Genomic DNA, 15,685 nt, shown 5'->3' with positions numbered 1-15,685 from the left:
TCCTTAATATTCACAATTATTTGAAAAACCATGAAATTATCGGTTTTTCCCTCTTGCTTTTCTATGCTTTAATCGTCTCTTTCTTTGCCTGGAATATTCATTTTGAAGAGGATATTACCAAGCTCATTCCTTCAGGAGAAAAACAGCAAACACTTAAGAAGATCCTGAAGGAAGCTGACTTTTCAGATAAATTAATCCTGAGTATTTCGACAGAATCTGACGAAGTGAATCCAGACTCTCTGGTTAAATATGCTAATGAGATCACAGGAATTCTAAAGAATGATTATTCAGACTACGTTAGTGAGGTCAAAGGCATCATACCTGAAAAGGATCTAACGCAGATCTATAATTTTGTATACAGTAACCTGCCTATATTCCTTGATGAGGGTGATTATGAGCAGATAGGGAAAAGGTTGTATCCAGATAGTATTCACAGGAGATTTGAATCTGGATACAGGCAATTATTGTCACCCACTGGGTTTGTAACCAAAGATTATTTTTTAAAAGATCCATTAAGTTTTACAAATCTGGGACTGGCTAAACTGCAGGAACTACAGGTAGGAGATGATTTCAGTATTTATAAGAATTACCTGATCACTCAAGACAGGAAAAGTGTCATTCTTTTCCTGGACCCGGTTTATCCTTCCTCTGAAACCAACAAAAATCAGGACTTTATCGATTCTCTTGATGCCACGGTTAAACTGCTTAATGAAAAATATACTAATGTTGAAGCCTCTTATTTTGGTGGTGTATTATACTCCCTGGCTAATGCAAACCGAATAAAAAAGGATATACAGCTTACCATGGGAATTGCAGTAAGCTTACTCCTGTTGCTGCTTGTATTTTTTTACCGAAAGATCTATGTTCCGCTGCTGTTATTTTTACCCAGTTTGCTGGCCGGTATCTCTGCAATTGCAGCTCTAAGTATATTTAAGGGTAGTGTTTCTTCTATCTCTTTGGGAATCGGAGCGATCCTTCTTGGGGTTACCCTTGATTATGCATTGCATATCTTAACCCATTTCCGGAATAATAATAATATAGAAAATCTATACCGTGATATTTCTAAACCTGTTCTTATGAGCAGCCTAACCACGGCCATCGCTTTTCTCTGCCTGATATTTGTTCGTAGTGAAGCACTTAATGATCTTGGAATTTTTGCCGCGATAAGTGTTTTATTGTCATCGGTTTTTTCTCTTATCCTTATTCCATTGTTTTATCATCCCGGACCGCAAAATGCCAGTCATTCTACGTTTCTAGATAAAATTGCTGGATTCGATTATTCCAAGGTGAAAACTTTAGTAGTTACTATCCTTGTTATTTTCGTAGTTTCGATCTTCTTTTTCAACAAGGTTGAATTTAATAGTGATCTTTCCAAACTAAACTATGAGCCAGATAACATCAAAAAATTGGAACAGGAAGTCGAAACTTTGGCAGGAAGGTCTGGAAAGAGTGTTTATATGGTTACTTACGGAAATTCTGTAGATGAAGCACTATCCCAGAATAGTAGGTTATATGAGCAACTACAGGAGTTCAAGAATGAAGAACTGATAACGAATTTTAGCAGTATTGGGGGAGTGATACATTCAACCACCACCCAGGATTTGAAAATTGAGAATTGGGATAATTTCTGGACAGTTTCTAAAGCAGATAGTTTAAAGGAGAATCTTGACGATGTCTCCTCAGCATTTGGTTTCAGGCCTGGAACCTTTGGTGAATTCTATGATTTAATTAATAAGGATTTTAAAACCATAGGCCTTGATGATTACAAAAATGCAGGTTCGCTTTACCTTAATGATTTTATTTCAGAGGGAGAAGGTCTGGCAACGGTTACAAGTACCGTAAGCCTTGAAAAGGATAAAGCTGAGGAATTTGTTTCTTATTTTCAGGATGAACCCGGAGTTTTTGCATTAGACAGGCAGGCTATGAACGAGAACTTCCTGGGTAACCTAAAAGGCGATTTTAACAGGCTTATTCTTATTTCGATTTTTGCAGTTTTTATGGTATTGCTAATTTCTTACCGTAATTTTGAAATAAGTTTATTTACTATATTACCCATAGTAATTACCTGGATCTGTGCCCTTGGTATCATGGCGATTTTAAAGATTGAATTCAATATTCTGAATATAATTATCTCAACTTTTATTTTCGGTTTAGGGCTTGATTACAGCATTTTCATTACCAACGCTTGCCTGAATGAATACGAAACAGGTCGTTTCGAGCTAAAGACTTATCAAACCTCTATTTTAATTTCAGTAATTACCACCCTTTTGGGAATGGGGGCATTGATATTCGCTCAGCATCCTGCTTTAAGATCGGTTTCAATAATTTCAATAATTGGTGTTCTAACTGCGGTTTCGGTGAGTTTTGTAATACAACGTGCCATTTTCCGCAAACTGGTTCTGAACAGGGTGAAAATTGGAAAATCACCTCTTTATTTCAAAAAGCTGGGTGATTACAAGGGTAGGATCTCTAAAAGCGAAAGTGAAAAACTATATCATAAACGCGCTATTCTCGATAATTACCGTTACAAATCTATTTATTCGGAAGTTAGAAAGAATTTCAGGAAGATTCGGGAGAAGAATCTAAGGATAAGCAGGTATATCGAAAATGGTGAAAGTATCACCGTTATAAATTCCGGTTACGGAATAATTCCACTTTTCCTATCCTATAAATTTGAAAATTCGGCCATACATGCCTACGAAAATGATGTAGAGGCTCTGAATTTTGCGCGTGGCACCGGAAGATCTAAAATCGCAAATATCGCTTTCTATTCATATACTGAAGAGCTTCCTGAAACCAAAGTATATGTGATCTATGGTAATTTTTACCAGGAAGGGATTTTAAAAGAATTGATCTTAAAGCAAGCAGATAAAGTGATCTTTATCGATTCAGAATTTCCAACAAGGTGGTTGCTGGACGTTAATTTTGAGATCGTATATCGTCAGAATAATATAAAAGTACTTCGAAGAGCTGAATAAATGAAGACCTGGTATTTGCTGATATTATCGATTTCTCTATTCCTTACTTCTTGCGGGGTCAAAAAGGCAATGCGGCAACGTCCTGATTTTTCTGGGATCGAAAAAATAGACACCAGCAGGATAAAGCATTCTGAAAAATTTTTCAGTTTAGGAAAAAATCAGGTCTACCAGAATGAACAGGGTATATGGGAGCTTTACCTGGAAGGGGACGCACTTGAAAGGGGGGTGGCAAATGGTAATTTAACCCGTGAGCTTATTCATCATCAGGAGATCGCATTTATGGACAAGCTCCAGGATATGGTGCCTTCAAAAAGTTATCGTGGATTTCTGAAGTCTGTTGTTTCATGGTTCAATAGAAAGATGTACCTGCATGTCCCGGAAGAGTATAAACAGGAGATTTACGGAGTTTCCAGATACGGTTTGAAAAGATATGACGATTTTGCACCAGGATACGTAAGAATGCTTTATTTCCATGGAGCACATGATATTGGACACGCCCTGCAGGATCTTATGCTGGTTGGATGTACCTCGTTTGCGGCCTGGGATTCAAAATCTGAGGACGGAGAGCTGATTTTAGGTAGAAACTTTGATTTTTATGCCGGGGATGAATTTGGTGAACAGAAAATAGTAGCTTTTGTTAAACCCGATTCGGGAAATAAGTTCATGATGTATACCTGGGGAGGAATGATAGGAGCCGTTAGTGGCATGAATGAAAAGGGAATTACGGTTACTATCAATGCTGGAAAGTCTAAAATGCCATTTATAGCAAAAACTCCGATAAGTCTTTTGGCAAGGGAAATCCTGCAATATGCTTCAAGTACTGCCGAGGCCGTTAAAATAGCCAGTAAGAGAGAGGTTTTTGTTTCTGAATCGATCATGGTGGGTAGCGGAGATGAAAAAAAGGCCATTCTAATTGAGGTTTCTCCTTCAAATTTTGGGGTTTATGAAGTTCAGAATTCAGATCATTTGATTTGCAGTAATCATTTTCAAAGCGATGCTTACGCCAGGGATTATCGCAATTTGAATGCGATTCAGGAAAGTCATTCAAAATATCGCTTCGATCGCATGCAGGAGCTGGTTTCTGAAGCTGAAAAGATAGATCCAGTTAAGGCTGTAAAGATTTTGAGGAATACCAAAGGTTTAAATGATAAACGGTTAGGTTACGGTAACGAAAAGGCGATCAACCAGCTTTTAGCTCATCATGGAATTGTTTTTAAACCAGAATCGCGAAAGGTTTGGGTTTCCTCGAACCCTTACCAAATGGGAGAGTTTGTTGCCTATGACCTGGAGAAGGTTTTTCGGAAATTTGAAAATGGTTTGATAGGCGAATCTGTTGCTGAAATTCAGGAGAATATTCCTGAAAGTGAATTTATTCAATCAAAAGCTTTTCAAGATTATGAAGAGTTCAGGAAGCTGGAGGTGAAGGTGAAAGACAAACTTTCAAATGAAATCCCGGTTGAGAAAGGAACACTCAGGAGGTTAGTTCAGTTAAATCCGGATTTCTGGGAGGCATGGTTTCTCGCCGGACAAGCTTATTATAATCATGAAGATTATAAAAATGCCATAATCCATTTCAAACAGGCTCAAAAAAGGGAAGTTACTACCGTGCCCGATGAAAAGCGTATAGAGAAAATGATCAAAAAAAGCTATCGAAAACTTTAAAATGCAAGATCAATCATTCCAAAATCCTGAAGTTATTAAAGCGGAACAATGGAAATTGTTCAAAAAGCAACTGGATTATATTTTTGAGAATTCTCCATATTACAGGAGGTTATTCCTTGAAAATTCTATCTCTCCAGATGAGATAAAATCTTTTGATGATTTAATTAAAATACCAGTTACCTCAAAGGAAGACCTTCAAAAGTTCAATTCAGAATTTATTTCTGTGCCGGAAGAAGAAATAATCGATTTTGTGACTACCTCCGGTACTCTAGGCAGTCCTGTTAATTTTGCACTGAATAATGCCGATCTGGATCGTCTCGCTGAAAATGAATACCGCTCCTATCTAATGACCGGGGTAAAGAAGGAAGATAAAGTTCAGATCACTACTACCCTGGATAGAAGGTTTATGGCAGGAATGGCTTATTTTTTAGGTTTAAGGAAACTTGGAGCGGGGATCATTAGAACTGGCAGCGGTTTGCCGCAATTGCAATGGGAAAGTATTGAGAGATTTAAACCGAATTATCTGGTAGCAGTTCCTTCATTTTTATTGAAAATGATCCGGTTTGCAGAGGAAAATAAAATTGATTTTAAGAACTCCTCGATCAAAGCCGCGATCTGTATAGGAGAGCCGTTAAGAGATCAGGATTTCAAACTTAATGCTCTGGGTAGAAAGATCACAAAGAAATGGAATATTACACTTTTCTCAACCTATGCTTCAACCGAAATGTCTACAGCATTCACAGAATGTCCCGATCATAAAGGAAATCATGTAGCTACAGATCTTATTCACACTGAAATTCTTAAAGAGAATGGCAAGCATGTGCTTCCAGGGGAAATTGGAGAATTGGTGGTAACACCTTTAGGTACCGAAACTATGCCTTTATTAAGGTTTGCTACAGGAGATATGCTTACTTATCAAGATAAACCCTGTTCCTGTGGTAGGAATACGATCAGGCTGAGTTCTGTAATTGGCAGAAAGCAGCAAAAGATGAAACTGAAAGGAACCAGTTTATATCCGCAGCATATTATTGAGGTATTGAATAAATACGGGAAGCTAGATTCTTATATTATTGAGGCCAGATTGGATAATTTCAACAATGATTTAGTCCAGGTGCTTATCCCAGATAACTTTAAGGAATTAGGTGAATTAAAAGATCTTTTTAAATCCACACTGAATGTAACTCCGGAATTAAAGGCTTTAAAACTGGAAGAGATCAACAATCTGAAATTTCCGAAGGGAAGCAGAAAACCACAAATTTTCAGGGATTTGAGGTGATCAAAACTTTTTGCAAAAAATGACGATCTTCTCTTCATTCATGTTTGTGGTAAAGAAAATATAATCGTCGCCACCCTCCTTAATTTTGAATTTTTTCCTGATTTTCTCTACCGATTCCGGGAAATTCCGTGTTGTTATATTCGCTTTTTTTCCCTTAAAGTATCGCTTTAATAAAGATGGTTTAAATTCTTTAATTCCAACAATTTCAAACCGTCTTCCCGGGAAATCAAAAAGCTTTTCTGACGTGTATAAATGGGAGTGTTGATGAATTTTCTTTGAATTGGTTTTTAGGGCAATTTTATCAAATAAACCGCTCTTCATTATAGCAGCATTTGGTTCATAAAGGTAGTTTTCAGGAAGACTGAAATTAACCATTTCATCCTCTTTGGTCACTTCAGCTAAAAATTTCTGGATCCTGTCTTTTTCAAAATTTACAGTCTCGATCACTGGTTCTCCTTGATATCCTTCTTCCAAAATCCAAAGCAATTCCTTAACATCATTCCTAACGGCTACAATATGGATTTCCTTCACAAATTTCAGTTCATTGATCCCCGCGCTAATGTCTAGAATAGGGGAGCTTTTAACCATTAAATTTTCGGTGTGACTAAAAATCAGGTCAATATTCTCCGGAATATTGGGTTCGCAATCTTCAAACTTAAAAACCTTTCCTCCACGATCATCTCTTCTCGCAGGATCTGAATAGATCAAATTGTACTGATTATCTGTTTTCTCAAGTAAAGCCAGGCCATTACCTGCATAGACCGAGAGATTATCTGCTTTTAGCGCAGTAAAATTATGTGCGGCAATTTCAGCGAGGTCTGCATTCAATTCGCAATAAGTGAAATCTTCGAAATTTCTGGAAAGGAAATAAGAGTCTATTCCAAGACCTCCGGTGAGGTCAATACCAGATTTTCCCTTCACTAACGCAGCCTTATAACTTGCGGTAATTTCAGAGGATGTTTGTTCAAGATTTAACTTTGGAGGATATAGAATTTCAGAATTTTCAAAAAAATGAGGGAATTTTTTTTCCGCTACCTGCATTCCCTTTATCTGCACAGCGATCTCCTGGATAGTGACTTTTTCAAACGGACTTCCCTTCAGAATAAGTGCAGGTAGATCTTTTTTGAGATTCTTTTTAATGAATCCTGAAACTTCCGGATCAAGGATAGCCTTGTTCAACATGAGTGCTAGAGGTCTCTGGTTAGCCTTTTAACGATCTTATATTCGCTTAGTGACTCTTTTGCGATTACCTTCAGGGCGGTATAAAAAGGCACTGCCACTACCATTCCCGTGATCCCGAACATTAGACCGGCAATAAGTATGATCAGGAAAATCTCTAAAGGATGAGATTTTACACTGGCTCCAAAGATCATAGGCTGAGAAATAAAATTATCGATCAGCTGGCAAATGCCATAGCCTAACATAACGTAAATAAGCCTTGGCAGAATTACACTGCTAAAATCGGCACCCAGGAAACTCGAAATAACGAATAAAGCCATTAAGATCCCTGCGATTAATGGCCCCAGGTAGGGTACCAGGTTCAGGAAAGCGCAAATGAACGCGATGGCGATAGGATTATTGATTTCAAAGACAGATAACAGAATTGCATATAGAACGAACAATACAGAAATCTGTAGGGTTAAACCTACGAAATACCTGGATAATAAAACCTTGATCTTGTTGAATACTCGCTGGAATTTTTGCTCTTCTCCGCGATTCGCGAATACCAAAATACTGTTCAACATTAATTTGCTGTCCTTTAAAAAGAAAAACGAAATAAACAGAATAGAAAATAACGCAACCAGGGTAGCACCAAGTATCCCGAAAACATTATTCAAAAATTTTGGAATTAGACTCACATCAAAATTTCTGATGAACTCACTTCTTTTTAAAGCCTCAATGATATTTATCTCCTGAATACCCAGGTAATTATTAATCTGTGTGTTCAGGTCATTCAGGTCGCTTTTAAAAGCCTCTATATCTATCTGGCCTAAATATTTACTTTGCTCTATAACAATTGGTATGAAAACAAAAATAATTCCTACAAAAATGGCTAGCACTAGAATCAGCACAATGATCACCGCGAGTTGATTGGGAATCTTTAACCTGTTCCGTAAGAATATAACCACCGGCCTGCCTACCAATGCGATCACTCCGGCAACGGCTACATATACAATCACCGACTGGACTTCCCATAAAAAGTAAAGAAGAAGCACGATACCAATCATGATACCGGTAGCTCTTAGAATTCCATTTGCAAAATCATGTGCTTTCACGGCGTAAATATATTATTTCTTCGCAAACTTGTTCAAGGCTTTTGTGATTTCGTATAATGCAATTCCTACAGATTGCGCCACATTCATGCTACTATTATTTCCAAACATTTCAATATGAAAACATGCATCGCAAAGTTTCAATGCATTTTCAGAAACCCCATGTCTTTCATTTCCAGCTATTAAAACTATATTCTGTTCCTTTTCTATAGAGATCTCCTGAATGGGTTTACTGTTAGAGGTGATCTCCAGAGCAACCGGATTATAACCTAATTCTTTTAAATATTTTATTGCTGAAATGGTATCTTCATGATATTCAGAATCTACAGTATTAAATGTGTTTCTTGCCGTTCGTTTAAGCCTGTTACTACTTAGATTAGGTTTCGTGCCACAAAAAATTATTTTTTGAATCCCGAATGCATCTGCTAGTCTGAAGAGGCTTCCCAGATTAGCTTCTCCTGTGATATTATCAAGTAATAGTATGATAGGAAATTCGGTTTGCTGAAACGAAGTTTCTTTATGTGTAAGTTGTTCTATCAATTCTCGAAAGCGTATTTAATGATATTTGCTCCCATTTTTAATGCTCTTTGCCGCACTTCTTCAGGATCGTTATGAACTTCGGGGCTTTCCCAACCATCTCCCAGGTCACTTTCAAAGGTGAATAGGAGTATAAGCCTGTCATTTTCAAAAATCCCGAATGCTTGGGGAGGTAGGCCATCATGTTCATGAATTTTCGGAAGCCCGTTTGGAAACGGAAATGCAATCGAGAAAACAGGGTGGTTTGCAGGTATCTCGGTAAGTTCCTTATCTGGAAATAACTTTTTGATCTCCTTACGTATATACTCATTCATCCCGTAATTATCATCGATATGTATAAAGCCTCCGCTTAAAAGATAATTTCTGAGGTTTTCAATCTCGTCACCGTTAAAAATCACATTTCCATGCCCCGTCATATGCACAAATGGAAACTGAAATATATCGGTGCTGCCAGGTTCAACTGTTTCCGGTTTGCTGGCAATATTCGTATTGATGTTCGAATTACAGAACTGAATTAAGTTTGGCAGGGCGGTAGGGTTGGAATACCAGTCTCCACCACCATTATATTTCAAAATGGCAATTTCCTGGGCATTTGCGGAACAAATAAATCCTAGGAAAGATAAAAAAAATAAAAACCGGTTTGTACCCATTTATATTTCCTGATTTTTTAAAGCGACGGTATGGCATGCAATGATAGCTGCAGTTTCAGTTCTTAACCTGCTCTCACCAAGACTTATTTGTTCCCAGCCATGTTCCAGAGCAGATTTTATTTCATCCTTGCTGAAATCGCCTTCTGGGCCTATCATGATATTTACGGTTTCCCAGGGATGAACTTTCTTTTGAAGATATGGTTTTTTCATTACATCTTCGCAGTGCGCTATTAACTTTGTGCCCTTGAGCTCCTTTTGCATAAAATCCTTGAAACTAATAGGTTCGTTCAGTTTAGGAAAATGAGCATGTAAAGATTGCTTCATGGCGCTTAATAATACTCGCTCATATCTTTCCAGTTTTACCACTTTTCTTTCGCTGTGATCGCAAATAATTGGTGTGATCTCGTGAACTCCAATTTCCATGGCTTTCTCCAGGAACCATTCATACCTGTCGTTCATCTTGGTTGGAGCAACGATCATATGCAAATAATAAGGTGGAGCCGGTTCTTTTTCAGATGAAAGTATCTTAACCACACACTTTTTAATATCCGCTTCCACGATCTCCGCAGTGAATATCATTCCTTTTCCATTGGTGATATTTAAAATATCCCCGGTGTTTTTCCGAAGAACTTTTACAATATGCCTGCTTTCATCTCTTGGAAAAGTGACTAGCTCATCTTTTTCAGAAATATCAGGATTAAAGAATAATTGCATACTAGAATTTATATCTGGATTGTGCGGTCACAGAAAAATCGGTAAAATCCTTTTTTAGATATTTATGGTATCCCGCAATCCCGATCATGGCCGCATTATCTGTAGTATATTCAAATTTAGGAATATAGCATTTCCAACCCCATTTTTTTTCAGCATCCTGAAGCGCTTTTCTAATACCACTGTTAGCCGAAACTCCGCCACCAATGGCCACCTGGTTGATACCGGTTTCTTTAACGGCCTTTTTTATCTTATCCATCAAAATTCCAATGATGGTATACTGGATAGATGCACAAATATCCTTCAGGTTCTTTTCAATAAAATCGGGATCGTTCTTTGTTTCCTTCTGAACAAAATAAAGCACTGCAGTTTTAAACCCACTAAAACTAAAGTTAAGGCCGTCAACCTTGGGTTTTGGGAACTTAAATGCTTTTGGATTCCCTTCACGGGCATATTTATCTATAAGAGGTCCACCGGGATAGGGGAGTCCAAGGATTTTGGCGCTCTTATCGAAAGCTTCTCCAACCGCATCATCCATGGTCTCGCCAATTACATCCATTTTAAAATAATCTGAAACCTTCACGATTTGCGTGTGTCCGCCACTTATCGTCATGGCTAGAAACGGGAATTCAGGTTTGTCAAATCCATCCTCTTCGATAAAGTGAGCCAGGATATGTGCTTGCATATGGTTAACCTCGATTAAAGGTATGTTTAAGCCCATGGCCAGGGACTTGGCAAAAGAGGTTCCAACCAGGAGAGATCCCATTAGCCCTGGACCCCGGGTAAAGGCAATTGCAGAAACGTCTTTTTTATCGATATTTGCCTTCGCCAGGGCCTGGTGTATCACGGGAACGATATTTTGTTGATGTGCTCTTGAGGCAAGTTCCGGAACTACACCTCCATATTGTTGATGCACTTCCTGAGTGGCTACAATATTAGATAAGATTTTTCCGTTGCAAAGTACAGCCGCGGCTGTATCGTCACAGGAAGATTCAATGGCGAGAATGTTTATTTTTTGGTCTGGCATCAGAAATTATTGAACATAGAAGTTGTAAATTAGACGCAAAGTTAAAACATAATAACGTATCAAAAAATTCTGGAAAATACTAACTAAAACGCTGGTTGGCCTCGTTTTGTTCTTCATACTTTTATTGATAGTATTTTCTATTCCCGCTGTACAAACCTCTGTAGCAAATAGCCTTACGAACAGCCTGCGAGAAAAGAATGATGTGAATATTTCTGTAGGCAGGGTTTCATTAAGCTATTTCGGGAATGTGAAACTCAATGAAATATATGTTGAGGATCATCATGAAGACACCTTGTTAACTGCAAAAGAAGTGCGTTCCAGCTTCCTAAGCTTTGTAAATATTATTAACAATTCCCCTAATCTTGGAGATACACGAATCGAAGGTCTGAATATGCAGATGCGTAGGTACAAGAACGAAGATCTCGACAATTTAGGTGTATTGATCGAAAAGCTTCGGAAAGAACCTACCGGGAATACACCAAATTTTGAACTTCATGCTGAAAATGTTCAGATTTTAAATAGCAGGTATAGTTTTATAGATGAAAACCTGGATGCGCAGGACGTTCTAATCGTAGATAGCCTCAATATCTATGCGAACGAACTTCAAATAGATGGTGCCAATATTGATATTGATATTGGAATGCTCAGCGGATATGAACATCGGGGAATTCATATTGATAATCTTTCAACTCAATTCCATTACGATCCAAACCAGATGGAACTGGTAGATATGCAACTTCAGACTCCGGGATCTTTAATAAATGCCGATCTTTTTTTTGAATATGACCTTTCCGATTTTTCCGATTTTGAAAACCTGGTACAGGTAGAAGCGAATTTTAGAGAAAGTGTTATTTCCAGTAATGACCTAAAAGCTTTTTATGATGGTTTTGGTGAGGATCAGATACTAAATTTCCAAACCAAATTAACAGGGACATTGAATGATTTCTTCCTGGAAGATTTTGCCTTGCAAGGCTTGGATAGAACGGAAATTTATGGAAACTTCCAGATACAGGGCTCCTTTTCCCGTGATCCTGAAAAATTCAGTATGGATGGAAGTTTTTCAGATTTCTATACCAACTATTACGATATGGTTAATTTCCTGCCCGGGCCTCTATTAGGAAAATTACCTGAAAATCTAAGGGATTTCGGAAACGTAAATCTTAAGGGTAGCACATTCGTTACCAGTTCATCTTTGGACGCCGATGTGTACCTAACCAGCCAGCTAGGATCGGCAGATGCAGACTTTGTACTGAATAATTTTAATAATTCGGCCAATTCAAATTATAAGGGAAAACTGATCTTTAAAGATATTAACCTTGGTAAGCTTATCAAGAATGAAAAATTAGGTAAAACCAGTTTTAATCTTGACTTTGATGGGGGAGGATTTAATCCGGAAGATCTAAATACCAAGCTGAAAGGAGAAGTTTCCAAGATCACCTACAATGATTATACTTATACCGACATTCGGTTAATTGGAAATCTGCGAAATCCATTGTTCAATGGATATTTTGTCTCAGATGATCCAAATCTGCAAATGGAATTCAATGGACTAATAGATGTTTCTGACGATATTAACGTATACGATTTCGAGGCTTCAGTAGAATACGCCGACCTGAACACATTAAATTTTGTAAGCCGGGATAGCATATCTGTATTTAAGGGGGATGTAATCATGAACATGAAAGGAACCAATGTGGATAATGCCTTCGGAGATATATTGTTGTTAAATACTTCCTACAAGAACCAGAATGACCTTTATTATTTTGATGATCTTAATATCACTTCCAGTTTTGAAGGGCCCGTTAGAACAATTACTATTAATTCACCAGATGTGATTAATGGAGAGGTTACCGGTGTTTTCAGGATCAATGAAGTTGAATCCCTGGTGAAGAACTCGATTGGAAGTATTTATACGAACTATAAACCCGAAACGATCACTACGAACCAGTATATGGAATTCGATTTTGACATCTATAACCAGATCGTGGAAGTTTTCTTTCCTGAAATTGAACTTGCTCCAAATACTTTTATTCGAGGAAGGGTAGAATCAGACGAATCTGAATTCAGGTTAACCTTTAAATCTCCGAGAATCGATGTTCTGGATAACATGATGGAGGATATTAACCTTCAGGTAGATAATACAAACCCTATTTATAATACCTATTTCGAGGCTGATAGTGTTGCAACCGATTTTTATAATTTCTCAGAATTCAGTTTTATTAATGTAACCCAGAGAGATACGCTGTTCATTCGTTCAGAATTTAAAGGAGGCGAGGCTAATAATGATGTTTTTAATCTTAACCTTTTCCATACGATTAATGAGGAAAATAAATCTGTGGTGGGTATTCAAAGATCAGATTTTAAATTCAAGGAAAATGTTTGGTATCTAAATGAAGATAGTGATCTAAGTAATAAAATAGTATTCGATAACAATTTCAGGGACATGCAGATCGACTCCCTGGTAATGAGTCATGAGAATGAAGAGATTAGATTAAGCGGGATAAAAAGAGACTCTTCTTATAAGAATTTCAAGATGAAATTCATTAATGTGGATATTGGAAAGATTACTCCTGAAATTGATAGTTTGGACCTGGCCGGAACCTTAAACGGCGATCTGGACCTATTACAGGAGAAAGGAGCATATTTTCCCAAAACAAACTTACAAATTGATTCTTTGGAAGTGAACGACACCTTTATGGGGAATCTTAGCCTTGACGTGGATGGAAATGAAGATCTTACTAATTACGCTGTCTATGCGCTAATTAAAAAACAGGGCTTTGAGTCATTGTCTGCCATTGGCGATATTAATGTTGCAGGGGATGAGCCTCTTATAGACTTGGAGGTAAATCTAAATAAATTGAACCTATCGATTTTCACTGCATTGGGCGCAGATGTGCTCACAGATATACGTGGACTCGCCTCGGGAAGAGCATTTGTTACAGGGAACTATAAAAACCCGGATTTTTCTGGAAGCCTGAGATTGAATAAGGCTGGTTTAAGAATCCCTTATTTAAATGTGGATATAGACCTGAAAGAGGAAGCCCGGGTAAACCTTACCAAGCAACAATTCGTCTTTGAAAATATAGATATTGTAGATACAAAATACAATACCAGGGGAGTTCTGGATGGTACAATTTCCCATCGTAATTTTTCTGAATGGTTCCTGGATCTGTCCTTAAACTCGAACAGGATGCTGGTTCTTGATACTGAAGTCGATGAAGATGCACTTTATTACGGAACTGCGTTTATTGATGGTGAAGCTACTATAAAAGGGCCAACAGATGAACTGGTAATTGATGTTACTGCTGCTACAGAGCGGGGAACCGTTTTTAAAATCCCTTTAAGTGACACCGAATCGGTTGGAGATAATTCATTCATACGTTTCTTAAGTCCTGAAGAAAAAGCGGCCAGGCTTGCAGGTGAAGAGATTGAAATACCAGAGGTTAAAGGTATCGAGATGATCTTTGACCTTGATGTGACTAATGATGCTGAAGTTGAAGTGGTGGTGGACAAAACCAGTGGTAGTACTTTGAGGGGACGAGGTTCCGGGAATTTACTTTTGGAAATAAATACCAATGGAAAGTTCAATATGTGGGGGGACTTTATTGTTTATGAAGGAGTATATAATTTTAAATATGCCGGACTGGTTCAGAAAGTATTTACCGTTGAATCTGGTGGAAGTATCAACTGGGATGGGGATCCAACCGACGCTCAGTTAGATGTAAGTGCAGTTTATTCCCTGAACGCCAATCCGGCCGTGTTACTTGAAAATCCTTCAGTGAACAGGAAGATCCCTGTAGAAGTTGTTATTAATCTTCAGGGGGATATTGAGCAACCGGAAATAGGATTTGAAATCGATTTTCCAAGCGCCAGTTCCACTGTAAAATCTGAATTGCAATACAGGATAGATGATCGTGCCACTACAGAATTACAGGCGCTGTTCCTGGTGACCCAGGGAACATTTTACAGTGAATTCGGGTTGCGTGGTGCTGCGATCTATGGAACTCTTGCGGAAAGAGCCTCCAGTATTGTAAATGACATTTTCGCCGATGATAATGGTAAGTTCCAGGTAGGGGTTAATTATGTTCAGGGAGACCGGACACCAGATCAACAAACCGTGGATAGGTTTGGCCTTACCTTGTCCACTCAGATCTCAGATCGAGTGATCATTAACGGTCAGGTAGGGGTGCCTATTGGAGGTGTTACAGAATCTGTGATTATTGGTGACCTGGAAATCGAATTTTTACTTAATGAAGATGGAACCTTAAGAGCTAAGGTTTTCAACCGTGAAAATAACATTCAGTTCATTGGTGAAGAAATTGGTTTTACCCAGGGAGTAGGATTATCATATAATGTAGATTTTAATACTTTCAAAGAACTTATCAGGAAGATCGCTAATACCGAGATCGCCAAGGCCGATGATGAAGGGGAGAACCTGGAAACTTCGAATTTTGAGTCTCCTGATTTTATTAACTTTCCGGAAGAGGCCGATAACTAGAAAATTTTAATATTTATTTAGTTTTGAATTCTTTTCATCACTTTAACTTTGATGAAATAGACCTGTGTTCATG

At 38.0% G+C, this 15,685-nt stretch carries 10 protein-coding genes; 4 read left to right on the top strand and 6 right to left on the bottom strand.

Annotation, left to right across the window (positions count from 1 at the left end):
* Positions 1-20: 20 nt before the first annotated feature.
* The 3 genes from ML462_RS08260 to flxY are packed head-to-tail and all read left to right on the top strand — an operon-like array spanning position 21 to position 5,916.
* A complete protein-coding gene (locus ML462_RS08260; RefSeq protein ID WP_240713333.1) occupies positions 21-2,978 on the top strand; it encodes an MMPL family transporter in 2,958 nt (985 codons plus the stop codon).
* Positions 2,979-4,640: a C45 family autoproteolytic acyltransferase/hydrolase gene (locus ML462_RS08255; protein WP_240713332.1), complete on the top strand. Its 1,662-nt coding sequence runs from the start codon at positions 2,979-2,981 to the stop codon at positions 4,638-4,640. It abuts the gene before it with no gap.
* A gap of 1 nt (position 4,641) precedes the next feature.
* Positions 4,642-5,916 carry a flexirubin biosynthesis putative acyl-CoA ligase FlxY gene (flxY, locus tag ML462_RS08250; protein WP_240713331.1) on the top strand — a complete coding sequence of 425 codons (1,275 nt, stop codon included), beginning with the start codon at positions 4,642-4,644 and terminating at the stop codon, positions 5,914-5,916.
* Here flxY and ML462_RS08245 read toward each other — a convergent pair whose 3' ends face one another.
* Genes ML462_RS08245 through tsaD form a run of 6 tightly spaced genes read right to left on the bottom strand, consistent with a single transcriptional unit; the run spans position 5,917 to position 11,114 of the window.
* Positions 5,917-7,098 (bottom strand): class I SAM-dependent methyltransferase, encoded by a 1,182-nt coding sequence (locus ML462_RS08245; protein ID WP_240713330.1) that lies wholly within the window; start codon positions 7,096-7,098, stop codon positions 5,917-5,919.
* Positions 7,099-7,103: 5 nt separating this feature from the next.
* Positions 7,104-8,192: an AI-2E family transporter gene (locus ML462_RS08240; protein ID WP_240713329.1), complete on the bottom strand. Its 1,089-nt coding sequence runs from the start codon at positions 8,190-8,192 to the stop codon at positions 7,104-7,106.
* Positions 8,193-8,204: 12 nt separating this feature from the next.
* Positions 8,205-8,729 carry a TrmH family RNA methyltransferase gene (locus ML462_RS08235; protein WP_240713328.1) on the bottom strand — a complete coding sequence of 175 codons (525 nt, stop codon included), beginning with the start codon at positions 8,727-8,729 and terminating at the stop codon, positions 8,205-8,207.
* Entirely contained in the window at positions 8,726-9,376 is a 651-nt protein-coding gene (locus ML462_RS08230; RefSeq protein ID WP_240713327.1) for a DUF4159 domain-containing protein, read from the bottom strand. Before ML462_RS08230 ends, ML462_RS08235 begins: the two co-directional genes overlap by 4 nt.
* Positions 9,377-10,090, bottom strand: coding sequence for a 16S rRNA (uracil(1498)-N(3))-methyltransferase (locus ML462_RS08225; protein ID WP_240713326.1), 714 nt, complete (start codon positions 10,088-10,090; stop codon positions 9,377-9,379). It lies immediately after the preceding gene.
* Between the two features lies 1 nt (position 10,091).
* Positions 10,092-11,114 carry a tRNA (adenosine(37)-N6)-threonylcarbamoyltransferase complex transferase subunit TsaD gene (gene tsaD, locus ML462_RS08220; RefSeq protein ID WP_240713325.1) on the bottom strand — a complete coding sequence of 341 codons (1,023 nt, stop codon included), beginning with the start codon at positions 11,112-11,114 and terminating at the stop codon, positions 10,092-10,094.
* A gap of 124 nt (positions 11,115-11,238) precedes the next feature.
* On the opposite strand from tsaD, the gene ML462_RS08215 reads away from it, so the two are divergent.
* On the top strand, positions 11,239-15,612 hold the full coding sequence (locus ML462_RS08215) for a translocation/assembly module TamB domain-containing protein (protein WP_240713324.1): 4,374 nt from the start codon (positions 11,239-11,241) through the stop codon (positions 15,610-15,612).
* The last annotated feature ends 73 nt before the right edge of the window (positions 15,613-15,685 follow it).

Origin of the sequence: Christiangramia lutea, from assembly GCF_022489035.1 — a bacterium.
GTDB classification, from domain to species: Bacteria; Bacteroidota; Bacteroidia; order Flavobacteriales; family Flavobacteriaceae; genus Christiangramia; species Christiangramia lutea.
This window is presented reverse-complemented; position numbering and strand designations above follow the sequence as displayed.